The sequence below is a fragment of the Prauserella cavernicola genome (assembly GCF_016595675.1).
Classification (GTDB): domain Bacteria; phylum Actinomycetota; class Actinomycetes; order Mycobacteriales; family Pseudonocardiaceae; genus Prauserella_A; species Prauserella_A cavernicola.
On record NZ_JAENJH010000018.1, the window covers coordinates 1 to 22410 of the forward strand.

The 22410-nt window shown below is 71.4% G+C and carries 25 protein-coding genes and 2 pseudogenes; 14 read left to right on the forward strand and 13 right to left on the reverse strand.

Annotated features, from left to right (window positions below):
- The 3 genes and pseudogenes from JHE00_RS36010 to JHE00_RS34040 all read left to right on the forward strand — a co-directional run.
- Positions 1 to 127 (forward strand): annotated as a pseudogene (locus tag JHE00_RS36010) (ABC transporter permease); the annotation flags it as partial.
- A 168-nt stretch (positions 128 to 295) separates the two neighbouring features.
- On the forward strand, positions 296 to 832 hold the full coding sequence (locus tag JHE00_RS34035) for a VOC family protein (protein WP_200326242.1): 537 nt from the start codon (positions 296 to 298) through the stop codon (positions 830 to 832).
- Positions 819 to 1022 (forward strand): hypothetical protein, encoded by a 204-nt coding sequence (locus JHE00_RS34040; protein WP_200326244.1) that lies wholly within the window; start codon positions 819 to 821, stop codon positions 1020 to 1022. The genes JHE00_RS34035 and JHE00_RS34040 overlap by 14 nt, the downstream gene beginning before the upstream one ends.
- Before the next feature lie 3 nt (positions 1023 to 1025).
- On the opposite strand, the gene JHE00_RS34045 is transcribed toward JHE00_RS34040, so the two are convergent.
- On the reverse strand, positions 1026 to 1937 hold the full coding sequence (locus JHE00_RS34045) for a LysR family transcriptional regulator (protein WP_200326246.1): 912 nt from the start codon (positions 1935 to 1937) through the stop codon (positions 1026 to 1028).
- Between the two features lie 72 nt (positions 1938 to 2009).
- On the opposite strand from JHE00_RS34045, the gene JHE00_RS34050 reads away from it, so the two are divergent.
- The 3 genes from JHE00_RS34050 (at position 2010) to JHE00_RS34060 (ending at position 5592) form a co-directional block, all read left to right on the forward strand.
- Positions 2010 to 3605, forward strand: a complete 1596-nt coding sequence (locus JHE00_RS34050) for an MFS transporter (protein WP_307832230.1) — start codon at positions 2010 to 2012, stop codon at positions 3603 to 3605.
- A 92-nt stretch (positions 3606 to 3697) separates the two neighbouring features.
- Positions 3698 to 4582 carry a phosphatase PAP2 family protein gene (locus tag JHE00_RS34055; protein ID WP_200326248.1) on the forward strand — a complete coding sequence of 295 codons (885 nt, stop codon included), beginning with the start codon at positions 3698 to 3700 and terminating at the stop codon, positions 4580 to 4582.
- Entirely contained in the window at positions 4579 to 5592 is a 1014-nt protein-coding gene (locus tag JHE00_RS34060) for a YdcF family protein (protein ID WP_307832231.1), read from the forward strand. The genes JHE00_RS34055 and JHE00_RS34060 overlap by 4 nt, the downstream gene beginning before the upstream one ends.
- Here the strand turns inward: JHE00_RS34060 and JHE00_RS34065 are convergent.
- The 3 genes from JHE00_RS34065 to JHE00_RS34075 are packed head-to-tail and all read right to left on the reverse strand — an operon-like array spanning position 5589 to position 7688.
- Positions 5589 to 6398 carry a methyltransferase gene (locus tag JHE00_RS34065; RefSeq protein WP_200326249.1) on the reverse strand — a complete coding sequence of 270 codons (810 nt, stop codon included), beginning with the start codon at positions 6396 to 6398 and terminating at the stop codon, positions 5589 to 5591. The two genes, JHE00_RS34060 and JHE00_RS34065, sit on opposite strands and share 4 nt — an antisense overlap.
- A gap of 41 nt (positions 6399 to 6439) precedes the next feature.
- Positions 6440 to 7048 carry a helix-turn-helix transcriptional regulator gene (locus JHE00_RS34070; protein WP_200326250.1) on the reverse strand — a complete coding sequence of 203 codons (609 nt, stop codon included), beginning with the start codon at positions 7046 to 7048 and terminating at the stop codon, positions 6440 to 6442.
- 13 nt (positions 7049 to 7061) lie between these two features.
- Positions 7062 to 7688 carry a helix-turn-helix transcriptional regulator gene (locus tag JHE00_RS34075; RefSeq protein WP_307832232.1) on the reverse strand — a complete coding sequence of 209 codons (627 nt, stop codon included), beginning with the start codon at positions 7686 to 7688 and terminating at the stop codon, positions 7062 to 7064.
- A gap of 316 nt (positions 7689 to 8004) precedes the next feature.
- Here JHE00_RS34075 and JHE00_RS34080 point away from each other — a divergent pair, with 316 nt between their 5' ends.
- Both JHE00_RS34080 and JHE00_RS34085 read left to right on the forward strand, forming a co-directional pair.
- On the forward strand, positions 8005 to 8586 hold the full coding sequence (locus JHE00_RS34080) for a TetR/AcrR family transcriptional regulator (protein ID WP_200326252.1): 582 nt from the start codon (positions 8005 to 8007) through the stop codon (positions 8584 to 8586).
- Positions 8587 to 8600: 14 nt separating this feature from the next.
- On the forward strand, positions 8601 to 9830 hold the full coding sequence (locus JHE00_RS34085) for an SGNH/GDSL hydrolase family protein (RefSeq protein WP_200326253.1): 1230 nt from the start codon (positions 8601 to 8603) through the stop codon (positions 9828 to 9830).
- Between the two features lie 31 nt (positions 9831 to 9861).
- On the opposite strand, the gene JHE00_RS34090 is transcribed toward JHE00_RS34085, so the two are convergent.
- Positions 9862 to 10314, reverse strand: a complete 453-nt coding sequence (locus JHE00_RS34090; protein ID WP_200326254.1) for a hypothetical protein — start codon at positions 10312 to 10314, stop codon at positions 9862 to 9864.
- Positions 10315 to 10540: 226 nt separating this feature from the next.
- On the opposite strand from JHE00_RS34090, the gene JHE00_RS34095 reads away from it, so the two are divergent.
- Complete coding sequence (locus JHE00_RS34095; RefSeq protein WP_200326256.1) at positions 10541 to 11026, forward strand: carboxymuconolactone decarboxylase family protein; 486 nt, start codon at positions 10541 to 10543, stop codon at positions 11024 to 11026.
- Between the two features lie 55 nt (positions 11027 to 11081).
- Here JHE00_RS34095 and JHE00_RS34100 read toward each other — a convergent pair whose 3' ends face one another.
- From JHE00_RS34100 to JHE00_RS34120, 5 genes are all read right to left on the reverse strand, one after another.
- A complete protein-coding gene (locus JHE00_RS34100; protein WP_200326258.1) occupies positions 11082 to 11723 on the reverse strand; it encodes a GOLPH3/VPS74 family protein in 642 nt (213 codons plus the stop codon).
- A 19-nt stretch (positions 11724 to 11742) separates the two neighbouring features.
- Entirely contained in the window at positions 11743 to 12477 is a 735-nt protein-coding gene (locus JHE00_RS34105; protein ID WP_200326260.1) for a helix-turn-helix domain-containing protein, read from the reverse strand.
- A 204-nt stretch (positions 12478 to 12681) separates the two neighbouring features.
- A complete protein-coding gene (locus JHE00_RS34110; RefSeq protein ID WP_200326263.1) occupies positions 12682 to 13803 on the reverse strand; it encodes a sensor histidine kinase in 1122 nt (373 codons plus the stop codon).
- 27 nt (positions 13804 to 13830) lie between these two features.
- Complete coding sequence (locus tag JHE00_RS34115; protein WP_200326265.1) at positions 13831 to 14064, reverse strand: hypothetical protein; 234 nt, start codon at positions 14062 to 14064, stop codon at positions 13831 to 13833.
- Between the two features lie 150 nt (positions 14065 to 14214).
- A complete protein-coding gene (locus tag JHE00_RS34120; protein WP_200326267.1) occupies positions 14215 to 14781 on the reverse strand; it encodes a TetR/AcrR family transcriptional regulator in 567 nt (188 codons plus the stop codon).
- A gap of 98 nt (positions 14782 to 14879) precedes the next feature.
- Here JHE00_RS34120 and JHE00_RS34125 point away from each other — a divergent pair, with 98 nt between their 5' ends.
- Positions 14880 to 15800 (forward strand): NmrA family NAD(P)-binding protein, encoded by a 921-nt coding sequence (locus JHE00_RS34125; protein WP_200326269.1) that lies wholly within the window; start codon positions 14880 to 14882, stop codon positions 15798 to 15800.
- 1 nt (position 15801) lies between these two features.
- Here the strand turns inward: JHE00_RS34125 and JHE00_RS34130 are convergent, their stop codons facing one another.
- Both JHE00_RS34130 and JHE00_RS34135 read right to left on the reverse strand, forming a co-directional pair.
- A complete protein-coding gene (locus JHE00_RS34130) occupies positions 15802 to 16362 on the reverse strand; it encodes an ester cyclase (RefSeq protein ID WP_200326270.1) in 561 nt (186 codons plus the stop codon).
- A gap of 86 nt (positions 16363 to 16448) precedes the next feature.
- A complete protein-coding gene (locus tag JHE00_RS34135; protein ID WP_200326271.1) occupies positions 16449 to 16976 on the reverse strand; it encodes a DUF4232 domain-containing protein in 528 nt (175 codons plus the stop codon).
- A 286-nt stretch (positions 16977 to 17262) separates the two neighbouring features.
- Here JHE00_RS34135 and JHE00_RS34140 point away from each other — a divergent pair, with 286 nt between their 5' ends.
- From JHE00_RS34140 to JHE00_RS36015, 3 genes are all read left to right on the forward strand, one after another.
- Positions 17263 to 17925, forward strand: coding sequence for a helix-turn-helix transcriptional regulator (locus JHE00_RS34140; RefSeq protein ID WP_307832233.1), 663 nt, complete (start codon positions 17263 to 17265; stop codon positions 17923 to 17925).
- Positions 17926 to 18513, forward strand: a complete 588-nt coding sequence (locus JHE00_RS34145) for a helix-turn-helix transcriptional regulator (protein ID WP_307832234.1) — start codon at positions 17926 to 17928, stop codon at positions 18511 to 18513. It begins immediately after the preceding gene.
- Between the two features lie 139 nt (positions 18514 to 18652).
- On the forward strand, positions 18653 to 19882 hold the full coding sequence (locus JHE00_RS36015) for a cytochrome P450 (protein WP_200326272.1): 1230 nt from the start codon (positions 18653 to 18655) through the stop codon (positions 19880 to 19882).
- Positions 19883 to 19886: 4 nt separating this feature from the next.
- On the opposite strand, the gene JHE00_RS34155 is transcribed toward JHE00_RS36015, so the two are convergent.
- Positions 19887 to 21932, reverse strand: a complete 2046-nt coding sequence (locus tag JHE00_RS34155) for a glycoside hydrolase family 97 protein (protein WP_200326273.1) — start codon at positions 21930 to 21932, stop codon at positions 19887 to 19889.
- Between the two features lie 285 nt (positions 21933 to 22217).
- On the opposite strand from JHE00_RS34155, the pseudogene JHE00_RS35435 reads away from it, so the two are divergent.
- A pseudogene (locus JHE00_RS35435) lies at positions 22218 to 22410 on the forward strand (type VII secretion target); the annotation flags it as partial.

Below are 22410 nucleotides of genomic sequence, written 5' to 3' on the forward strand. Positions count from 1 at the left end.
CACCAACGCCTGGAACGGCGGCGTCGCGCTGGGCGACTCCCTGCTGCTGCTCGGCCCCACCCTGGCCTGGGTCATCGTCGCCGTCACCCTCGCCGCCCGCCTCTTCCGCTGGGAACCCCGCCGCTGAACAAGTCTGCTGTGGACAGTCAGAACACCCGCCCCGGGCGCCGCACTCACGCGGTTCCCGGGGCGGTTCGCGTTTCAGCTCGCGTCGCGGCGGCGCGAGCGTGCTCTCGTCCGCGCCTGGGCTGGCCGACACCCTGGCGCTCGCGCAAAGGTTAGGCTAACCTTTGGTATGGCTGACGGTGCTGACGAGAATCCCGAGTTCGATCACCTGCTGCACTGGGTGCCGGACGTTCCGACGGCCGTGGCGGGCTACCGCGCTGCGGGGCTTCCCGCTCATGTCAACGACGAGCTCGACGGATTCCAGAACGGCGGCTGGCGACTCGACGAGCGCTATGTCGAGATCCTCACGATCACCGACGAGCGGCGGCTGCGCACCTCGCGTTACGCCGAGGGGATCGAGCACCTGCGCCCGGCCATGGCCGCCGTCGGCGGCGACCGCGGGGTGCTCACCTTCGCGGTGAACGTGAGCGATGCGCACGCCACCGCGAACAGGTTGCGAGCGCAGGGTTTCGAGCTTGCCGAGTTCGCCGTGACGCTGGCGGAGCACGGTGTGTCGTTCGTGGAGATGTTCGTGCGCAACGCTCCCGTGTGGACGCCGTTCTTCATCACCTACACCCCCCCGAGCCGAGCTGCTCGCCGGCATCGACCCGTCGGCGTTCGAGAGTGGACAGTACGACCTCGCCGGACTCGTCGTGGAGACGGCTGATCCCGCCGGCTCGGCGGAGCTGCTGAGCACGATGCTCGGCCTCGCGCGTGACGGGAACCGGGTTCGGTTGCCCGGAGCGGAGATCGTCTTCGAGCCCGGTCCCCGGGAACTGATCACCGCGATGACGTTGTCGGGCGGTGATCGCGAACCGGCCGATCTCGGCGGTCTCACCGCACGCTTCACCGGCTGAGCGTCAGCCGCGCGCGAGTCCGGCCGCGGTCTCGGTGATCGTCGCCAGCGCCGCGACGGCGACCGGGTGATCGCGGGCGCCGAGGCGCGTGGCCGCGATGATGCGACGCGCCGGTGCCGGCTCGCCGCGCAGCGGCACCCGCACCACCGGCCAGTCGTCGTGCAGCCGCGCCAGCCTCGGCACGAGGATGATGCCGAAACCGTGGCTCACCAACGCCGTTCCGGTGTCCCACTCGTCGGCGTAGTGCGCGATGTTCGGGGTGAACCCCGCTCCCATGCACGCGGTCAGCACCAGCTGGTGGTAGGTGCTTCCCGGCCTGCCGACGATCCACGGTTCGTCGGCCGCGTCGGCCAGTGCGACACCGCGGCCTGCGGTGAGCGGGTGGTCGCTGGGCACCACGAGGTCCAGTGGGTCGTCGAACAACGGGCGCTGGTCGAAGCGTTCGTCGGCGGCCGGTGGCGTGTCGGCGCTGTTGATGACCAGCGCCAGGTCGGCGTCTCCGGCCAGCAGCAGATCGAAGCACCGGGCGGGCTCGGCCTCGATCATGCGCACCCGCAGGTGGGGGAAGCGATCGCGCAGCGCCGCCGCGGCAGGAGGCAGCAGCCGGGTCGCGGCCGTCGAGAAGCCGCACAGCGTGAACGATCCGGCTGGCTCGTCGTCGATCGCGGCGAGTTCCGCGTAGGCGCGTTCGACCTGTGCGTACAGGGTTTCCGCGTGCCGCAGCACAGTGCGCGCCGCGGCGGTCAGCTGGATTCCCCTGCCGGACTGGGTCACCAGCTCCACGCCGAGCTCCTCGGCCAGCTGGCGGAGTTGGTACGACACGGCCGAGGGCGTGTAGTGCAACGCCGCCGCGGCGGCGGTCACGGTGCGGTGGTGGGCGACCAGCTGCAGCACCCGGAGCTTCGGGTCGATCATGCAACTATTTTGCACGGTTTCGTCCAGAAGCATTTGATTCTGTTCACCAGTTGACGACGGCAGCATGGCGGCGTGACCGTCCTCCACCATCCCGCCGGCTCCGAACCGGCCGCCCGCCGCCGCGAACTGCGCACCGGGTTCTTCGTCCTCGTCGTGCTCACGGCAGGGGCCTACCTGCCGAGCCCGCTGTATCCCGAGTACCAGCGGATCTTCGAGCTCAGTGACGTGACCATGACGCTGGTCTACGCCACGTTCGCGCTGGTGAGCGCGCCGGCGCTGCTGCTGTGCGGCTCCGCGTCCGACACGCTGGGCCCACGTGCGGTACTGCGCGCGGGCATCGTGGCAGCGGTGGCGGGCTCGCTCTGTTTCGCGCTGGCCTCGGGCCCGGCCTGGCTCCTGGCAGGCCGGGCCGCGCAGGGACTCGCCCTCGGCGCCGCCACCGGGGCCGCGGGCGTACTGATCAGCGAGCGAGCCCGCGTGGGCGGTGCGGTGCTGGCCAGCACCGCGTTCGTCGCGGGCACGGCGATCGGACCCGTCGCGGGTGGCGTGCTCGCCGAGTACGTTCCCGCGCCGAGGGTCCTGCCGTTCGTGCTGCACCTGGCGCTGCTGGGGATCGCCTGGCATCGGGTGGGCGCGCTCGCGGTCCCCGGCGTGGCGCGGGCGGGCCGGTGGCGTCCCACGCGGCCGCGCATTCCCCTCGGGCTGCGCCTGGTGTTCACCGCGTCCGCAGCCACCGGTTTCCTCGCCTGGACCGTGGCAGGCCTGTTCCTCGCGGTCATCCCGGCACTGCTCGCCACCCACGCGGGGCCCGCGGCCACCGGCGGCATCCTGGGCTCCGTGCTCGCGGTCTCCCTGCTGACGCAGCGACTCGTGCTGCCGCTCGGCGCGAGGACCGCGCAGCTCACCGGGCTGGGCGCGCTGCTCGCCAGTCTCGGCCTGCTCGCCACCGGCCCCGGGTCACCCGCCACCACGCTGGTCGCCGCGCTGGCGGCCGGAGCCGGACACGGGCTCGCCTACGGCGGTGCCGCCGCGGCCATCGAGACGAGCGCGCCCCCGGCCGAGCGCGGCGCGATCAACGGCGCCCTGTACCTGGCCTTCTACCTCGGTGCGGGCGGCCCGGCTCTCGCCGTGGGAGTGCTCACGCTGTGGCACTCCCTGACCGCCGCCGTCGTCTGGGTCACCGCCGCGGCCGCCTACCTCACGCCCTGCGCTGCCACGGCCGTGCTGCTCTGCCTGTACCGGTCGCGGCGATCCGGGCGCGGGATCGGTGAGGCGGAAGACCGGGTACCGCGCGGCGATCGCGGCGACGTCGCAGAGCGGTGCGTCGCGCCGCACCGGACAGTGCGGACCGGCGCCGGGAACGACCTGGAGGTAGCGGCGCGGCATCGGCGTTCGCGCACCGGATTCGACCTCGGCCGGCCGCACCTGCTCACCGTCCTTGCTCCGCACCACCGCGAGCCCGTCGCCGGCACGGACGGTGCGCGCCCGGTCGGCGTTCTCGCCGAGGAACGACACGACCTGCCCGGTGCGTTGCCGAGCGTCACGTCGCGGGCGCGGGCCAGCCCGGCGGCGAGGCGGTACAGCCGGCGCTCGAGGGTGCGACGTCCGCGCACGAGCCCGGTCATCCAGTCACCGCCCGGGGACGCGGCGTCCGGCGGGCCGCCGTGACGTGCCTGCGCCCGCGATAGGGCCGCGACACCGCGGCCCCATGGCGTATCGCACGAACGTGTCGCGTTACTGCACATGGTCTAATCCCTGCCATGCTCGACTCACGGGGGACCGTCGACCTGACCGCTGCCACCGTCCGCCGGTGGCAGGTCCTCGCCGGGCTGAGCGCACTGGTGGCCGTCGCCGTCTACGTGCTCGCGGTGCTGACTGAGACCGGGCAGCGGCTGGAGAACGCCGCGCTGCGCGGCGCCGATGAGGCGGGCTCCCGCGACCAGAGCACCGCCGACGACGCGCTCGGCGAGATCACGCTGTACTCGCTGGCAGTCGCCGTCGTGGCGGTGGCGGTGATCGGCCTGGTGCGCAAGCGGCTGGATCTGGCGATCGCCGCGGTCGGCGTGATCGTCGCGGGACAGCTGGTGACGCAGGCACTCAAGCGGTTCGTGCTGCCCCGGCCCGCGCTGGTCGAGGTGACCGGCCACTACGCGGAGAACAGCCTGCCCAGCGGGCACACCACGATCGCGATGACGGTGTTGTTCGCGGCGCTGATCGTGGTGCCGTACCGCTGGCGCGGCGTGGCGCTGTTCTTCGTGCTGTCGTGGGCGGTCGGGATCGGCGCGTACACGGTCACCGCGAAGTGGCACCGCCTGTCCGACACCCTCGCGGCCGACGCGGTGTCGCTCGCCGTGGCCTGCCTCGCGTCGTGGTGGCTCGCGCGGCGCGGTCTGGTGCGCCGCCACGACGGGCCTCGGCGCGTCCCCCGGGTGCTGATCGTGGCGTTCGCGAGTCTCGGTGGCGTGTTCTTCCTGGCGCTGGGCACGATCCTGCTCGGCGCCCCGCTCGTCACGGAAGGCCTGGACGCGACGGTGCGCGACGATGCCTACGTGGTCTACTTGGCGGCGAGTTCGTTCGCGTCGTTCGGATCGATCGCGACGGCACTCGTGTTCCTGGCGAGCTGGCGAAGGCTGGAGATTCCGTGAAATGGCACCAGCTGGTCGCATTCGCGCCCGCTGCTCTGTTCTTCCTGCTCTTTCTGATCAGCTTCCTGCGCGACCGGCGCAAGCTGCGCAACGGCGTGTACCTCTTCTTCACGCTCGTGTTCTTCGCGGCGGGCGCGCTCCTGGTCCTGGCCTCGGTGTCGCAGAGCGCGGCCGCGGCGCTGCTGTACATCGGCCTGGCGCTGATCCCGGTGTCCGGGCTGGCACTCGGAATCTTCCTGATCTTCAACGGCTTCACCATGCTCCGCCGCGAAGGGCGGCGACTGGCCAACCTGTTGTCGTTGCTCGCGGGCATCGGCATCATCGCGTTCGTCCCGCTGCAGTTCCTGGTGGCGCTGATCGACTGGCAGCCGCTGACGATCGCGGCGGAGGTCGTCACCGGCGTGCTCGGCTACGTGTCGGTGCTGTTCCTCTGTTTCCTGCTGTACGCGGTGGTCTACGGCCGGATCCGTAGCCGCCGCGGCGTCGACTTCATCGTTGTGCTCGGCGCGGGACTGCTCGACGGCAGCCGCGTGCCGCCGCTGCTGGCCAGCAGGCTCGACCGCGCGCGGCGGGTGTTCGACGCGCATCGCAGGCGCGGCCGGGACCCGGTGCTCATCACCTCGGGCGGGCAGGGACCGGACGAGGACGTGCCCGAGGCGCGCGCCATGGCCGACTACCTCGTGGCGGGCGGCGCACCCGCCGAGCGGGTGCTGCTCGAGGACCAGTCGCGGACGACGACGGAGAACCTGACGTTCAGCGGGGCGCTCATGCGCGAGCGTCGCGACGACTACCGGTGCGTGATCGTCACCAACAACTTCCACGTCCTGCGCGCGGCGCTGCTGGCCCGCAAGACCAAGGTCAACGGCCAGGTCATCGGCTCGCCCACCGCCTGGTACTTCTGGCCCAGCGCCATCCTTCGCGAGTTCATCGCGATCTTCGTCGAGCACCGGATCTTCAACGGCACGGTGTGCGGGCTGATCACCCTCTCGGTGGTGCTGGACGCGGTCTAGCGCCGTGCGACGAGATGGAAGACCCGGCTCAGACGCCGGTAGGGATCGCGCTCGGCCGCTTCCCGCTCGACCTCGGCGATCCGCGCGAACTCGGAGCCAGCAGTGTCGGTGGTGTCATCGGTGTCGCTGTCGGCGTCCAGGGACATCCAGTCGCTGAACAGCCAGACGCCGTACCAGGCCAGCGGTTCCGCGCCGTGCGCGGCGAGCCTCCGGGACAGGTCGTCGACGGTGTCGGCGCGGGTGTGGGGCCCGAGCACGCCGGGCTCGCCGTGGGCGTCGAATGCCGTGAGCGCGTCGGCCCAGCGGCGTTCCAGCGCGGGACGGACGGCGAGCGTCTCGGCGTTGAGCGCCAGTATCGAGAGGATGCCGCCCCCGGCGGCGCGGTCGGACAACGCCGTCAGCATCGGCTCGGGGTCGTCCAGGTACATCAGCACGCCGTGGCACAACACCGCGTCGAACCGGCGGCCTCCCGTCGCGGCGGCCGCGTGCTCACCCCGCTCGTGCACCAGGCGCACCCGCGCGCGCACGTCGTCGGGTTCGGCGGCCAGGCGCGTGCGCGCGGCGGCCAGCATCGTCTCGGACGAGTCGAGCAGCACCACCTCGTAACCCAGGCGCGCCAACGGAAACGACTGGTGCCCGGCTCCGCCGCCCACGTCGAGCACGGTGGCCGGTGGCGGGGGCAGGTGTGCCGTGAGCTGGCGGTGCAGCACGTAGGTGCGCACGCGGCCCTTCACCGTCGCGTACGCGCCCTCGACGAACGGATCCGCCAGTGCCGCCCACACGTCGTCGTCGCCCACGGCACCCATGATGCCGCAGCGGTGACAAGGACGCCGACGTCAGCGTGTCGTCAGATCAGGCCTTCGCGCAGTGCGTAGGCCACCGCGTGCGGACGGCTGCGCAGGTTCAGCCTGCCGGTCAGCTCCTGGATCACGTTCTTGACGGTGCGCTCGGAGTAGCAGAGCCGGTTGGCGATGCCGACGGTGTCGAGCCCCTCGGCCATCAGCCGCAGCACGATCGTCTCCCGCGGGCTGAGTCCGTCGGCGGCGGGGCTGCGGAACGACGGCTCGTCACGGCGGTGTTCGGCCATCGGCTCGAGCGTCGTGAGCGCGGCACTCTCGCCCGCGGCCGCGGCGTGCACCGAGGAGGCGAGCACTTCGGCGCTCGCCTCGGCCCGCGTCAGTGCCCGGACGACGCCCCAGTCGCCGGCGGGGTGCGAGTCGGGCTCCAGCGTCGCGTCGGTCACCAGCACCTTGGGCACCGCGGGCTTGCGCCCGAGCGCCCTGAGATAGCCGAGCTCCCTCGTCGAGAGCCGGTCGACCGCGACCACGAGCACACCCCTGCTTGTCAGCTTCGCGCGCGGGACGACGCGCAGGTCGTCGCGCGGCCGCAGCCTGCTCGCGAGTCCCGTCGCGGTGAACACATCCGTCGCCTCGATCGCGACCTCGACCGTAGTCATCCCCCATCCCCCTCTAGATCAACCCACCGCGCAGCGCGAACGCGACCGCGTGCGCACGGGTGGTGAGGCCGTGCCGCCTCATCAGGCCGTAGAGCACGTTCTTGACGGTGCTCTCCGAGTACGCCAGCTCGGCGGCGATCTCTCCGGTGCTGTTGCCCTCGGCCAGCAGCCGGAGCACGTCCCGTTCCCTGCCGGACAGGCCGGACAGGGTGAAGCCGTGCGGCTCCAGCACGTCGCGCCGCATCCGGTCGAGATGTGCGAGCAGTGTGCCCTGCAGCCGGGGCGGCAGGTACGCCGAACCCTCGCTGACCGCGAGGACCGCGCGCACGAGCTCGTCCGCGCCGGTGGTGCCGCGCTGCAGCACCGCGGACATACCGCACTCGACGGCCGACATCAGGGCGTCCGGCCGGAAGTTGTCGGTGACGATCACGCACCGCGGCGGCGGATCGAGCCGCGAGGCGGCGCGCAGGTCTCGCAGGAACGCGAACGTCCCGTCGGAGACGGACTGCTCGATGACCACGACCACCTCGGCCCGCGCCAGCTCGTCGTCGGCGAGCACCTTGACGCGTCCGTCACCGCCGAGAATGTTGGCCGCCCCGAGTCTGGTGATCGGATCCGTCGCATGTACGGCAACCGCCACAATCGCGGCCTCCTCGGCGTCTGCTGTCCACGACCTCGGGTTCATTGTCGACATCACCATCAGGTGCCTTTCGCCACCGCGTCACGTACCCCGCCGACTGCTCCCAGCCCGCCGTGTTCGTCTGACACTGCACTCACGGCTGCGCTGCCCTGTCGGGTTCACTATGTGCGCCACGAATTTGTCGGGCTTTGCATGCCAAGGAGAAACCATGACGCCACGGCACGTTCAACCCCCCGGTGACCCGGCGCACATCGCGCTGCGCGAACCACACCGGTGCCTATAGTCTTTAGGCAATCAACTAATGGTTGGAGGTTGCGTGGGACGCGCGGGACTGACGTCGGACCGGGTCGTGGAGGCCTGTCTCGAGCTCGCCGACGACTCCGGCTTCGAGAACCTGACCATCTCGCTGGCGGCCCGGCACTTCGGCGTGAGACCGGCCAGCCTCTACTCGCACGTGAAGGACCTGCGGGACCTCAAGACGCGGATGGCGTTGCGCGCGCTGGAGGAGCTCTCCGCCCGTGCGGCCGGGGAACTGGCCGGGCGTTCCGGGGCGGACGCGCTGGCGGCGCTCGGCGAGGTGTACCGCGGCTACGCCCACGAGCACCCCGGCCGGTTCGCCGCCGCTCGCTTCCCTCTGGACACCGACACGGCGCGGGCGAGCGCTGGCGGGTACCAGTCGCGTCTGATCGCGTCGTTGTTGCGGGCCTACGACCTGCCGGAGTCCGAACACGTGCATGCCGTGAGGCTGCTGGGCAGCACGTTCCTCGGCTACGTCACACTCGAGCAGAGCGGCGGGTTCAGCCACAGCGAACCCGGCAGCGACCTCAGCTGGCGCCGCGTCATCGACGCACTCGACGTCACCCTCCGAAACTGGCCCCCCTCCCCGCCGACACCCTGAACGAAGGCGATCACATGTCCACCGCTGCACGACCACTCAGCACGCCGATCACCCCTGATCTCGTGCGCGGGGCGCCCGAGCTGGAGGCCACCCCGGTCGGCGTTCGCGCGCACCGCCTGCCTGCCTGGGCCGTGGCGCAGGCCGCCGACCCGCGGCTCGCCATGGCCGAGTCCCAGCCATCGGGGGTGCGGCTACGTTTCGCCACCGACGCCACGGCCCTCGAGCTCAGGGCGCACGCCACGCGGTTCCGTTACCGGGGTGCGCCGCCGCGGCCCTTCGGCGTGTTCGACCTCGTCGTCGACGGCCGGCTCACCGGGCAGGCCAGTGTCGACACCGCGACCGTCGTCAACATCGACATGGCGACCGGCGCCAGGGAGATCACCCACGCCGACGCGGGCGGTGTCCTGTTCGACCCGCTGCCCGCAGGCACCAAGCGGGTCGAGATCTGGTTGCCGCACAACGAAACCATCGAGCTCCTCGAGCTGCGCTCCGACGCGCCCGTGGTGCCGCTGGAGGAGGACCGGCCCGTGTGGCTGCACCACGGCAGCTCGATCAGCCAGGGTTCGAACGCGCTGCACCCCACGGGGATCTGGCCCGTCGTCGCGGCCACGCACGGCGGCGTCGACCTGCTCAACCTCGGCTTCGGTGGCAGCGCGCTGCTCGACCCGTTCGTCGCGCGCACCATCCGCGACACCCCGGCCCAGGTGATCAGCCTGAAACTCGGCATCAACGTCGTGAACGCCGACCTCATGCGCAAGCGCGCCTTCGGGTCCGCGGTGCACGGTTTCCTCGACACGATCCGGGACGGGCACCCACAGACGCCGCTGCTGGTCGTCTCGCCGATCCTGTGCCCGATCCACGAGCACACCCCTGGCCCCGGGGCGTTCGACCTCGACGCCCTGGCGCGGGGCGAGCTCCGGTTCCGGGCGACCGGTGACCCCGAGGGCGTCGACCAGGGGCAGCTCACGCTCACCGTCGTGCGTGAGGAGCTGGCGCGGATCGTGGCGGAGCGTTCGGCCGAGGACCGTTTCCTGTCCTATCTGGACGGACGAGAGCTGTACGGTGCGGCCGACGCCGAGGAACTCCCGTTGCCCGACGACCTGCATCCCGGCGCCGAGGCGCACCTGCGGATCGGACGGCGGTTCGCCGACATCGCGTTCGGTGCGGGCGCCTCGCTGGTGGCGCGGCCCGAGGCGGACACCGAGTGGCCGGCTCCGCCGGAGGTGACGCGCGCCGTGTCGTGAGCCGATGCCGCGTCGCGGAGGGGGCGTCCGCTCACTGCCTCCGCGGGCGCAGCACCGCCTCCTCGAAGCGGTCGAAGGAGTGCAGTCCCTGCCCATCCTGCTCGGGACTGCGAATCCATCGCACCCGGCCGTGCACGAGATCGGTCGGGGGCAGGGGAATGGTCATTCCCGGCAGGGCGACGTCGGCGCCGGGCAGTCGCCCGGCGGCGGTGGCGCGCCCGTCACCGGACACGAGGAAGACCCACCGCAGGTCGTGAGCGACGGGGATCTCGAACACCGCGCCCGGCTCGTCGCTCAGCGCGGCGAACAGCGGCTGGCCGGTGTCACCGGGCACCGACACCGCGAACTGCTGGTCCTGGATCTGCAGCGAGATCCCGTTCGGGCCGACGAGCGCGGGCCAGCCGAAGTCGGCCCAGTAGGCCAGCGCCAGCATCCTGGCCTCGACCAGGGTCGTCGGCGAGGTCGTCTGACCGGACACGTTCATGGACCCGACACCTCCTCCGTCGTGGTGGCCCGTGTCTGTGACACGGCCGGGGTGCCCCTCCGGGGTCACGGCGGCCCGGAGGTCAGGAATTCGTGGCCGTCCCGGCCCGGGTCGCGCCTGTGACGCAGGGCACAGTGCGGGGCTGTCACACGTAGCCGTCCGCCGGGTTCTCGTGGTCGTCCAGCGCGTGAGCGCCGCAGGAAGACGACGGCAAGGGGACGAGACCATGGAAGCCAGGTTCAATCTGATGGGCAACGAGATCGGCGGTAAGTTCGCCAAGCGGTTCGCGGGAGCGGGCCTGGTGATCGAGCAGTCGACGCTGCCGAAGGCCACCCAGGAGCTGGTGTCGCTGCGCGCCAGCCAGATCAACGGCTGCGGGGCCTGCGCCGACATGCACACCAAGGAAGCCACCGCGGCGGGGGAGACCGCGACCCGGCTGCACCTGGTCGCCACGTGGCGCGAGGCCATCGTGTTCACCGAGGCCGAGCGGGCCGCGCTCGCCTTCGCCGAGGAGGGCACCCGGCTCGCCGACGCCCACGACGGCGTGTCGGACGAGACGTGGGCGCGAGTGCGCGAGCACTACGAGGACGACCAGCTCGCCGCGCTGATCATGCTGGTGGGGCTGATCAACGCGGCCAACCGCATGAACGTGATCGTGCGCAACCCGGCCGGTGCCTACGAACCGGGCATGTTCGCGGCCGTGGCGCACTGACGGACAGGGGGACACCACGGGGCGAGTGTCCGACGTGGACACTCGCCCCGTGGCGTCACGCCGCACCGGCTCGCCGCGCCGCGATGGACTGGATGATCGCTTTGCGCAGCCCGGGCAGGACGGTCTCCAGGTGGTCGGTGAGCGCGCGCAGCTCCCGCTTGCGCTCCCGGCGTTCCGACGGCGTGACAAGGCTGCGCACGTCGCCCTCGACGGCGAGCATCGCCAGTGCCGCGTCGGCCACCGGCACGTCGGCGGGCTCACGGCCCAGCAGCGCCGCGGTGCGCACCGACTCCCGCAGCGCGCGCACGCGCTCACGGTCCTCGAGCACGACCGGCTCACCCAGCAGGAAGCCCAGCGCCCGGGACTTCACCGTGATGGTGCCGCGTTCGGCGAGCTGGTCGCGCACGGCGGTCTCGGCCTTGTCCCACCGGTGGTCCACGATCTTGAACCAGCTCCGCGGCTTGCCGGCGGTGGTGTTGTCCAGCACCTCGGCGAGGAACGCGTCACCCGGCGGCGGCAGCGCCGCGTCGCGCACGGCCTTGCCGTCCTCGTCCGAGAGCCAGCCGTGGATGGTCAACTCGGCCACCGCGGCGGCGCGCAGCAGCTGACCGCGCACCAGCACCGGGTTGGGGTCGAGCTTGTCCTTGTCCAGGTCGTAGCTGAGCAGGTACAGCTGCTGGGGCAGAGTCCAGTTCATGGCTCCTCCTGAGGTGTCGTCAGGGACGGGGCGTCGCGCGGGCGAGGTCGATCGCGCGGCGGATGACGTCGATCTGGGCGGGGTTGTAGAGGTCCTGCACCGCCGTGTTGATCGTCTTGGCGGCATGGTTCGCGCCACCCGGCGCGTCGGCGGAGATGCCGCCCAGGCCGGGATGCTCGGCGAACAGGTCGCCGACCTGGGAGGACAGCCGCGCGGCGAGGTCGTCGCGGGTGTGCTCGTCGGCGTCGGCCGGCAGGTTCTCGAAATCGGTGGTGTCGGGCTGCCACTGCGCCGCCTGCAGCACTCCCCGGTAGGTGTCGAGTCCCGAGGGGCCGAGCACCCTCGTCAGCACCACGACGAGCGAGCGGTCTGCCTCCGAGAGGTCCGCGTTCGTCGCGGCGGGCGCCAGTTCCAGCGGCAGGTCGGTCGGTGTGGCCTGGCGCAGCAGCATCGTGAGCTCGACGCGGGCCCGCTGCAGCCGTTCGATCGTGGCCGCCAGTTCGGCGTCGAGCGTGCGCAGCGCTTCGCGGGGGTGCTCGTCGGCCTCGCCCATGGCCGCGATCTGGGACAGGGAGAAGCCCAGGTCGGTCAGGCGCTTGATCCGCAGAACCCGGATCAGGTGTGCCACGCCGTACTGCTTGTAGCCGTTGGCGCGGCGCTCGGGCTCGGCCAGCAGTCCGACCTCGTGGTAGTGCCGCACGGTCCGCAGGCTGGTGCCCGCGAGCTCGGCGATCTGTCGGGTGCTCCATCCCATGGCGGCGTTCCTTCCCGGGCCGGATGTGCTTGTCGCGCTGTCGTAGCTCCCAGTCGAAACCGTGCCGCTGCGGCATGGTCAAGCGCTCCCGCCCCCGGGACCGGCGGAGAGTGGCATGGATCACCGCCCCGGGGTCAGTGGTGTCTACAACGGACGGTGTCGCGGGTCTTGCCGCCGTGGGTGGCGCGACCTCGCCGACCGCGGTCAGTGGGCGGGCAGCGCGGGCCGCGGGCTCGGGAACCGCGCGGCCGTCACGAACCGGCCGTCCTCCAGCTCCACCGTGAGCTCGCCGCCGTCGTCGGCCAGGCGGCCCTTGAGCGTGTGCAGCCCACGCAGTTCGGGTGGCGTGGTGCCGCGCGCCCCGTCGTTGACGATGGTGATGCCCGACTGCTCCACGGTGATCCGCACGCGCGTGGCCTGGGCGTGGCGCAGGATGTTGGTGGTGGTCTCGCGCAGCACCTGGCCTAGCAGCTCGCTCGCCCTCGGGTCGACGTCGGCCTCGCGGTTGACGCGGACGAGAATGCCCGCGGCCTCGAAGAGGTTCTTCGCGTTCTCCAGCTCGACGGACAGGTTGAGCCTGCGCTGGGCGTAGGCGAGCTCCTTGGTCTGAGAGATGGTGTCGGCGACCAGTGAGTGGATCTCGCGCAGCTCGTCCTCGGCCTTCTCGGGGTCGGGGCGCACCAGTTTCTGCGCGAGTGCGGTCTTGAGCTTCACGACGTGCAGCGTGTGGCCCTGGATGTCGTGCAGGTCGCCCGCGAACCGGACCCGTTCTCTCGCGACGGCCAGCTCCGTCTCCCGCTCCCGTGCCTCCTCCAGCTCCTGGACGAGGTCGAAGAACAGCTTGGTGACGAACACGCCACCGATTGTCACCACGGAGATGCCAGCGGGGAGGACGACGAACCTGATCAGGGTGTCGGCGGGGTCGCCAGTGGCCACCAGCAGTCGGGTCGCGCCCACCCCGGCGACGTAGGTGACCATCGCGAGCATGGCGGCGCCCCGATGGCGTTGCAGGTTGACCACGAACACGGAGCCCACGAGCCCGATGCCGTAGTACGCCGTGTGGCTGCCGCTCACCAGCGCACCGAAAGGCCACACCGCGGCGGTGACGATCAGGCCGGGCAGCACGATGTCGCCCGGGTCCTCCATCGCCCACCGCCTGACCACGAGCACGGTCGCCACGATCCCCATCGCCAGGACCACGGCCTCCCACCAGGTCTCGGCGTCGACCACGACCAGCACCGTGCCCACCACGGCGAGCGGGGGGACCAGCATGAGGCGGTTGAGCCGCCGCATCCGCCCCTTGATGGAATCGGCGCGCTCGGACATCGTGTGTTCCTCTTCCCGGGGACGGTGTCAGCGGCCGCTGGGTTGCGGCCGGGGGAGCAGGCTCAGCAGCGGGACCGTCGCGGCGCTCGCCGCGGCGAGCGCCGCGGCCGTCCACATCAGCCACCGGTTGGACTCGAGCCAGGATTCCATGCCATCGGGGAACACGCCGACACCGAGGTAGTGGATCAGGAACGTCACGCAGATCAACAGGAAGACGACCATGTTGGCGGTCAGCAGAATGCGCAGGGGTCTGGTGTCCACGGGCGGCCTCCTGGATCGGACAGTGTGGTCGGGATCCAGTATCGGTCCGGCGGGGCTGCGCAAACAGTGACGCTGCGTCATGTCCTGAGGTGACGGGCGGTCACGCGCTGCTGGAAAAGCAGGTGTGCCAGAGGCTTTCCGGGATTCGGCTCAGCGCCGCGGGCTCACTCCCGCCACGGCGAGCCGGAACAGGTGGTGTGCCTGGGCTTCCGGGTCGGGGTGGTGCTCGGTGGCCAGGACGATGCCGACGATGAGCGCGATCAGGTCGGCGACGCTGACCCCGGGGGTGACCGCGCCGTCGCGCACGGCGTCGCGCAGCAGCGGCTCGCCCGCCTCCTCGAGTGCGGCCGAGCAGGAGTTCGCGTGGGCCGGGTCGGCCGGTGCGGCGTCGTAGGACAGCGCGACCGCGAGCCCGCGCGCGGTGACCGAGTACGTGACGACTTCGCCCAGCCACGCGAGCAGCGTCTCGCGGCTGTCGCCCTGACCCGCCAGCGCGCGGGCGCGGTCGCTCAGCGCGTCGATGCGCTGGTGCGACACGGCTTCCAGTAGCGCTCGGCGGGTGGGAAAGCAGCGGCGCACGGTCGCGGAGCCGACCCCGGCGGTGCGGGCGATCTGCTCGAGGGAGGCGCTCGCGCCGTGGGTCGCGACCGCGTTCTCGGCGACGGCGAGGATGCGCTCGTAGTTGCGCTTGGCGTCGGCGCGTTGCCGGTTCGGCACGGCTCTCACCTCCAGGTTTGTTAAGTGGCGGGGCCCGCCGTATCGTAGCAAACAAGAAACGGCGGGCCCCGCCGTTTTCGTCGACCCAGGGGAGATCCATGACCACCGAATCCGCACCCGTCCTGGTCGCGGGCGCCACCGGAAAGCAGGGCGGCGCCGCCGCCCGGGCACTGCTCGCGGCGGGCGTGCCCGTCCGCGCGCTCGTGCGCGACCCGGCCGCCGACCGCGCGAAGGCCGTCGAGGCGCTCGGCGCCGAGCTGGTCCCGGGCGACCTGCACGACCGCGACTCCGTGCACGCCGCGGCACAGGGAGCCCGCGCCGTGTTCTCGGTGCAGATGCCCGCCTTCACCGAGGACGGCTTCGACTACGACGGCGAGGTCGCGCAGGGCGTGAACCTCATCGAGGCCGCCTTGACAGCCGGGGTTCCGCAGTTCGTGCACACCTCCGTCTCGGGCGCGGGCCAGCACACCGACGCTCCCGGCTGGGCCGAGGGCCGCTGGCCGGTACTGGAGGCGAGCTTCGGCGCGAAGACCGCGATCCAGGACCACCTCCGCGCGGCCGGGTTCGCCCGCTGGACGTTGCTGAAGCCGGGCTTCTTCATGGAGAACTTCCAGCCCTCCGCGCGATTCCTGTTCCCGCGCGGACTCGAGGGCGGTCTGGTGAGCGTGCTGAAGCCGGCGACGAAACTGTCGCTGGCCGCCGTCGAGGACATCGGTGCCGTGGCCGCCGCGGCCGTGCTCGACCCGGAGCGCTTCGACCGGGTCGAGCTGGAACTGGCCAGCGACTACCTGTCCATGACCGAGATCGCCGAGGTCCTCTCCGCCGCACTGGGCACGCCGCTGTCCGCGCCGGACCTGACCGACGAACAGGCCCTCGCCGCGGGAATGCCGCCGATGGGCTCCGGGCACGAGTGGATCAACCTGGCGGGACAGCCCGCGCGCCCGGAGTTCACGACGGCGTTCGGCATCCCGGTCACCGGCTTCGCCGCGTGGGCGCGCGAGAACCTGCGGGCCGGGTGAGTCACGCGCGCAGCGTCGGCTCGGTGGTCTCCGTCAGCCGCCGGTCCGGAGCTTCGGCCGACATCGAGAGCAGGCCGCGCACCAGCTTGACGAGCAGCGGCCAGTTCCCGGGCTTGCGCTTGTCCAGGCCACCGATCAGCTGCTTGAGCATCGACAGCGAGTCGAAGTAGACGCGCTCGCACACCAGGTGTTCGTCGGCGTCGAAGATGAAGTAGGCGCTCATGCGGACCCGGAACGGCGACCCGGTCGGCGGTAGCGTGCCGAACGGGCCGAGGTGCGTGCCGATCAGCCAGAACTCCACCACGACGGCGTCCGCGCTGTGCCGCAGCGCGATCAGCTCGTGGTGCTGGTCGGGAAACGCGCGCCGGGTGTCGGCGTAGTATCCGCGCACGGCCGAGTCTCCGTCGTGGACGGTCAGGGTCGGCACGATCTCGTAGTGCGGGTGCGGAAACGTCGACAGGGTGGAGTCCCAGTCCTGCGCCACCTCGTCGCGGAAGTGGTCGAGTACGAGCTTCTGCCTGGCCCGGAGGGTGTCGGTGTCCGGGATGTCGAACTCGCTCACGCCTGCACGCTCCTGTCGTCGGTGTCGGTCGCCGCACCGCGACCGCGACGGGGCCGCCCGGCGCGGCCGGCCCCGTCGCGAGTGTGTCAGGCGGCGCTGACGTCGGTCACCGTGACGCTGTAGCCCGTGAGCGGCGCGCCCTCGGGCCACGCGACGGTGGTGGTGTCTCCGTACTGCGCGGGCAGGTTCAGGTTCACGACGTCCGGGAAGAACGTGACCGGCGCCTGCGAGTCCAGCACGATGCGGGACTCGGCCGGGTGCCCGGCGCGCAGGTTCACCGGCATCGGTGCGGAACCGTCGGTGCGGTCGGGCACGATCTCCATGTCGGCGCTCTGGTCGTTGCCGTGGCCGCTGCCCTGGGTGAAGGTCATCCCGCTCGGGAAGCCGTCCAGTTGGCAGTTGATCGTGGGATTCGCGGCCGTGTAGTGGAGGACGAAGGCCTCGTGCCCCGCGGCGTGGCCCTCGTCCTGGCTGATGGAGACGTTCACATCCGCGATGTCACATGGCTTGTCCGACGGCATCGCGCTGGCGGCTCCACCGCCGAGAAACAGGGTCCCGGCAGCGATTCCACCGGCGGCGGTGACCGAGGCGATCGTCCTGAGCGTGGTGTTCATCGTGTTCTCCTTCCCCTTGGCTTACAAACGGTGGATGCCCAGGGGCGGTCAAAGGATGCGTGAACGTGGAGTTCCCCTCCCTCGGGCAACCTCCCGGCCCCCTCGTGCGTGGGTCCAGACCAATCCGGACACAAGTGACGCCACGTCATGCCCTGCCCCGGTGGATTGTCACGGCGAGCTCGTGACGTGGTCGCACTGGTCGCGCCCGGCGTAAACCGCTGGAATCGGAGGCAGGCCCGGATGAACCGACGAGGAGAGGTACGCGATGCGGTCGACAATGACACCCGTGACCCGGCAGGCGCTTCCCGTTGCGTCCGGGGCGGTCGAGGTGGCCGTGCACGCGTCGGACCCGCTCACCGGTCTCGGTGCGGCGGACCTGCTGCGGCAAGAGACGCGGGTGGCCGTGCTCGACGAGGACGATCTCGCCTCGGCCGAGGTGATCGTGGTGGTGGAGGAGTCGATCACCGACGGGATTCTCGCGCTCCTGCGGCGCGCACGGGAGAACTCCCGCAGGGACCCGGCGCCGCGATGCGTGTTCGTCACCGACGACTTCCGGCCCGACCTGCTGATGACGGCGCTCGAATGCGGCCTCGCCGCGGTGCTGCCACGGCGCGACACCGGTGGTGACGAACTCGCGCGCACGGTGCTCGCGGTGAGCCGGGGCGCGGGGTGCCTGCCGCCCCGCCTGCAGGGAATCCTGCTGAGCCGCCTGGACGGGATCTCCCGCACCGTGCTGGAGCCCAACGGCTTGACGCTGTCCGGCCTGTCCGCACGGGAGCGGGACGTGCTGCGACTGCTCGCGGAGGGCCATCGCACCGAGGAGGTCGCCACGTTGCTCGTGTACTCGGAGAGCACGGTCAAGAACGTGCTCTACGGACTGATGAAGCGCCACGGACTCGCCACCCGCGCGCACGCGGTGGCGTTCGCCGTGCGTTCCGGGGTGATCTAGGTGAGTACAGCGATGCCGACCGTCGACGTGGCGGTGGAGGCGAGCGACGCGTTCAGCGAGGCCGGGCTGGCCGGGCTGCTGCGGCCCGCGCCAGGACTCCGGATCGTCGCCCGCAGGCGGCTCGGCGATGGCGGAGTGCTCGTGGCCGCGCTCGACCGCTTCTCGGCCAGGGAGCTCGATCGCCTGCGCTCGGCCGCGCCGGTGCCCACGGTCGTGGTGACCGACGTGGTGGCCGAGACGATGGCGAGCACGCCCGCGGCAGGGGGAGTCGTCGCGGTGCTGAGCCGCACGGGAGTGAGCACGCAGCGGCTCGTCTCGGCGGTGCTCGGCGCGGCGGGCGGTGCCGGGAATCTCGAGTCCCCCGCCGTCATCGTGGACCGGCACGTCTCGCCGGACGCACCGGTGACGTCCCGGGAGCGCACCGTGCTGCGACTGCTGGCCGATGGTCTGGACACCCCCGGCATCGCGGCGCGGCTGTCCTACTCGGAACGCACGGTGAAGAACGTGATCTACGAGCTGACCAGGAAACTGAACCTCCGTAGCCGCGCGCACGCCGTGGCCTACGCGCTGCGCGCGGGGCTCATCTGAGCGCGGCCGTTTCACGATCGGACAGTCGTGGCTGCGCGATGATGCCCCCGGCGGCTCGCCAGGAAGATCCCATCGGCGCCCCTGTGCCACGATCGACCCACAGCCATCTCCGCAGGTACTCCCGACAAGGAGCGGTCTTGTGTCTTCGCCCGCCGGCGCTCGTCCCCTGCCACTGCCCCGCGAGCAGGAGTGCCCCTTCGGGCCCGCTCCGGAGATCGCCGAGCTGCGGGAGCACTCGCCGGTGGTGCGGGTCGCCTGCCCCACGGGCATCGACGCGTGGCTGGTCACGCGCTACGCCGACGTCCGCGAGGTGCTCGCGGACTCCGAACGCTTCAGCAGCCGCTCGGGCATGGGCGGCCACCTGCTCGCCAACCAGCCGCCGGACGCCCCCGTGGAGGAGGGCGACTTCCATCGCATGGACGGCCAGGAGTACCTGCGTTTCCGCCGCGTGATGGCGCCCGCCATCACCACGGTCAAACGCACGGAGCTGTTCCGGCCGGTCGTGCAGCGCACCGTCGACGAGCTGCTGGACGAGCTCGCCGCCGAGTCCGGGCCGGTGGACCTGCACGCGCGCTTCGCCAACCCGCTCACCTCGTCGGTGATCGCCGAGCTGCTCGACATCCCGCACGCCGACCGGGACCTGTTCGGTGACCTCGCCAGGGCGCTGTTCGACGGCACCACCGACGTCGACGACCTCGACTCCGTGCGCCTGCCACTGTTCGGCTACCTGTACGAACTCGTGGCCGGGCGCATCCGCGAACCCGGCGACGACGTGATCAGCGTGATGGCGGCCAAGTCGCAGGCCTCGGAGCGGCCGTTCACCGAGCTGGAGCTGACCAAGGTCGCGGCGGGCATGCTGGCGGCCGGGTTCGACACCACCGCGGCCTCCATCACCCACGGCCTGCTGGCACTGCTGCGCCACCCCGACCAGTACGCGCTGCTGCGCGACGATCCGGACCTCGCGCCCGGCGCCGCGGACGAGATCCTGCGGCTGCTCTCGGGCGGCTCCGGCCTGTTGCGGGTCGCGACGGTGGACACCGAGATCGCCGGCACGCCCATCGCGGCTGGCGACTACGTCGTGGCCGCGGCGCAGGCCGCCAACCACGACCCCGCGCGGTTCGCCGACCCGGGCAGGCTCGACCTCACCAGGGCGAGCAGTGCGCACCTCGGCTTCGGCCACGGCCCGCACCAGTGCCCCGGCATGCACGTCGCGCGGCTGGAGCTGGCCGCCGTGCTCGCGACGGTGCCGCGCCGGATCCCGTCGCTGCGGCTGGCCGTGCCGTTCGCCGAGATCGAGTACCGCGAGGACACGTCGGTGTACGGGCCGCTGGGGCTGCCCGTCACGTGGGACGAGATCCAACCTGCCTGAGCGCTCAGCGCCGCACGGGGCGGATCCGGATCGCCGTGCCGCCGCCCGCCACGAGCCGCAGCGTCAGCGTGGTCGAGCCGCGCACGATGCGGGTCCGGACGTCGATCGGCAGCGGGTTGTCGTGCCAGCTGGTGTCGGCGGCGTCGCTGTGGATCTCGGCGCGGAAGCGGCCTGGCCCCAGGAACCGCAGCGGCACTCGCAGCGTCCGGTCGTGCTCGTCGGTGATCGCGCCGAGGTACCACGTGTCGTCCTTGCGGCGGGCGGCGACGGTGTAGTCGCCGATCACGCAGTCCAGGAACCGGGTCTCGTCCCAGCTCGCCGGAATGTCGTGCAGGTAGGCGAATCCCGGGTGCTCGCGGTAGTTCTCCGGGGTGTCGGCCAGCATCTGCAACGGGCTGAAGAACACCGAGTACAGCGCGAGCTGCGCCGCCGAGGTGGTCTGCACCCGGGTGCCGAGCTCCGCCGGGTCCCACGTCACGTTGAGCACGCCGGGCGTGTAGTCGGCGGGACCGCCGATGAACCTGGTGAACGGCAGGATCGTGGCCTGCTCGGGTGGGTTGCCCTCGGGGCCCATGTAGTTGTGCTGCTCCATCCCGGCGACGCCCTCGCCGGTCATCATGTTCGGGTAGGTGCGGCCCAGCCCGGTCGGCTTGATCGCCTCGTGGGCGTTGATCATGATCCGGTGGCGCGCCGCGGTGTCGATCACCCGCTGGTAGTGACGCACGGCCTCCTGGTCGTAGTGGCTGCGGTTCACGCCGCCGAGCTCGAACCTGGTGGCGTAGCCCGTCTTGATCGCGCGGATCCCCAGCTCCTCGTAGCGCGCGAAGATCGTCTCCAGGTTCTGCTCGTAGTAGTCCACGAAGCCGCGGGTCTCGTTGTGCGCGACGAAGCCGATGCCCTTCTCCCTGGCATAGCGCAGCACCTCGGGCAGGTCGAAGTCCGGCCGTGGGGTGAGGAAGTCCTGGCCGGTCCACTCACCGCCCGCGTTGGTGTTCCACCCCTCGGCGAGCACGCTGCGCGCACCCGCCTGCTCGGCGAGGTCGATGTAGTGCTTGACGCGTTCGGTCGTCGCCCCGTGCCGGGGTCCTTCGGTCCAGGTGGTGTGCCGCCGCTGCAGCTCCCACCACACACCGACGTAGGTTCCCGGCTCGATCCACGAGGTGTCGGGCAGCGCGCACGGCTCGTTGAGGTTCTCGATCAGGTGCGACTCGGCGAGGTCGCCGGGCCGGTCGCCGATGCTCAGCGTGCGCCACGGCGTGGAGAACTCGCCGGACAGTCTGGCCTTGGTGCCGTCGGGCAGGCTGATCAGCTCACTGGTGAGCGTGCCGGACCCGGCGCCTGCGGCCAGCGTCATGCTCGGGTAGTCGACGAGGGCCGCCTCGTGCACCACCACGTGCTGACCGTCCGATGTGGTCAGTGTGAGCGGGGTCTGGGCGGTGCGCACATCGGCGAGCGGGGCGCGACGGTAGTGCCGCTCGTCGGCGTTCCAGTCGGTGCCGGCTTCCAGCGACCAGCTGGTGGCATCCGGCGGCAGCGTGAACTCGGTGCGCTCGGCGGTGACGGTGTAGTCGCCGAGGCCGGGCTGCGCGGGCAGGCGGTAGCGCAGGCCCACGCCGTCGTCGAAGACGCGCACGACAAGGTCGAGCCGCAGTCCGCTCGAACGCTGCACGGTGCGCAGCACGCACTCGCGCGCGTGGTTGTGCACGCGCGCGTCGGTGCCCCACACGGGGCGCCACCACTCGTCGATGACGCCGCGTTCGACGGAGTCGAGCACCAGACCGCCGGTGAGCGAGGGCCTGCCCGCCAGGTCGAGCCCGAGCCCGGAGGAGTTCACCAGCACCCGGCCGCGCCGCGTGACGTCGTACCGCAGCCGCCCGTCCACCACCCGCACGCTCACCCGCAGGCTGCCGTCAGGGGAGTGCACGAGCACCGGGCGCTCCGGCGCGGGAGCGGGCTCGGCGGAGGCCGTCGCGGGGGCGGTGACCGCCCCGGCGAGCACGGCCCCGGTGGTGACGCCCAGGACGGTACGGCGGTTCGGCTGGCTGACCATGTGCACGCTCCATCGCGGTTGCCGGTCGGTTCCCGATCCGCTCCATCCTGTCCGCGGGCACGGTGCTCCGGCAACGGTCCCGGCGACGGTCGGGGTTATCCGTGCGGTTCTGCCAGGTCACATGGTCCGGATGAGTGGTTACTGAGCGGTTGCTTGGTTCCGGTCTCAGAGCTGTTAAAGTCGAAACGGGCTGGTGGAAGATCATCGTGCCCACCGTCAGCGCGAGACCGTAAGCGTCCGGTAAGGACGCCGGTCGGTGCGCATCGAACCCGGGAGTCTGCAGTCATGTCGTATGAGGTTGTTCCTGCGGATTTGGTGGCGCATGCGAGTCATCTGGATGGGATCGCCGATCGGTTGGGGGTGGCGGTGTCGGCCGCGGAGACGGTGAGTATGGATGACTCGGCGTATGGGTTGTTGTGTTCGTTTCTGCCTCCGATCGTGAATCCGATGGAGGAGGAGGGGCTCTCGGCGTTGGATG

Bases quoted from the DNA above. Each gene is read 5' to 3' on its own strand.
- JHE00_RS34035 (WP_200326242.1), top strand. From the start codon at position 296: ATGGCTGACGGTGCTGACGAGAATCCCGAGTTCGATCACCTGCTGCAC.
- JHE00_RS34045 (WP_200326246.1), bottom strand. From the start codon at position 1,937: ATGATCGACCCGAAGCTCCGGGTGCTGCAGCTGGTCGCCCACCACCGC.
- JHE00_RS34055 (WP_200326248.1), top strand. From the start codon at position 3,698: ATGCTCGACTCACGGGGGACCGTCGACCTGACCGCTGCCACCGTCCGC.
- JHE00_RS34065 (WP_200326249.1), bottom strand. From the start codon at position 6,398: ATGGGTGCCGTGGGCGACGACGACGTGTGGGCGGCACTGGCGGATCCG.
- JHE00_RS34070 (WP_200326250.1), bottom strand. From the start codon at position 7,048: ATGACTACGGTCGAGGTCGCGATCGAGGCGACGGATGTGTTCACCGCG.
- JHE00_RS34085 (WP_200326253.1), top strand. From the start codon at position 8,601: ATGTCCACCGCTGCACGACCACTCAGCACGCCGATCACCCCTGATCTC.
- JHE00_RS34090 (WP_200326254.1), bottom strand. From the start codon at position 10,314: ATGAACGTGTCCGGTCAGACGACCTCGCCGACGACCCTGGTCGAGGCC.
- JHE00_RS34095 (WP_200326256.1), top strand. From the start codon at position 10,541: ATGGAAGCCAGGTTCAATCTGATGGGCAACGAGATCGGCGGTAAGTTC.
- JHE00_RS34100 (WP_200326258.1), bottom strand. From the start codon at position 11,723: ATGAACTGGACTCTGCCCCAGCAGCTGTACCTGCTCAGCTACGACCTG.
- JHE00_RS34105 (WP_200326260.1), bottom strand. From the start codon at position 12,477: ATGGGATGGAGCACCCGACAGATCGCCGAGCTCGCGGGCACCAGCCTG.
- JHE00_RS34110 (WP_200326263.1), bottom strand. From the start codon at position 13,803: ATGTCCGAGCGCGCCGATTCCATCAAGGGGCGGATGCGGCGGCTCAAC.
- JHE00_RS34125 (WP_200326269.1), top strand. From the start codon at position 14,880: ATGACCACCGAATCCGCACCCGTCCTGGTCGCGGGCGCCACCGGAAAG.
- JHE00_RS34135 (WP_200326271.1), bottom strand. From the start codon at position 16,976: ATGAACACCACGCTCAGGACGATCGCCTCGGTCACCGCCGCCGGTGGA.
- JHE00_RS34155 (WP_200326273.1), bottom strand. From the start codon at position 21,932: ATGGTCAGCCAGCCGAACCGCCGTACCGTCCTGGGCGTCACCACCGGG.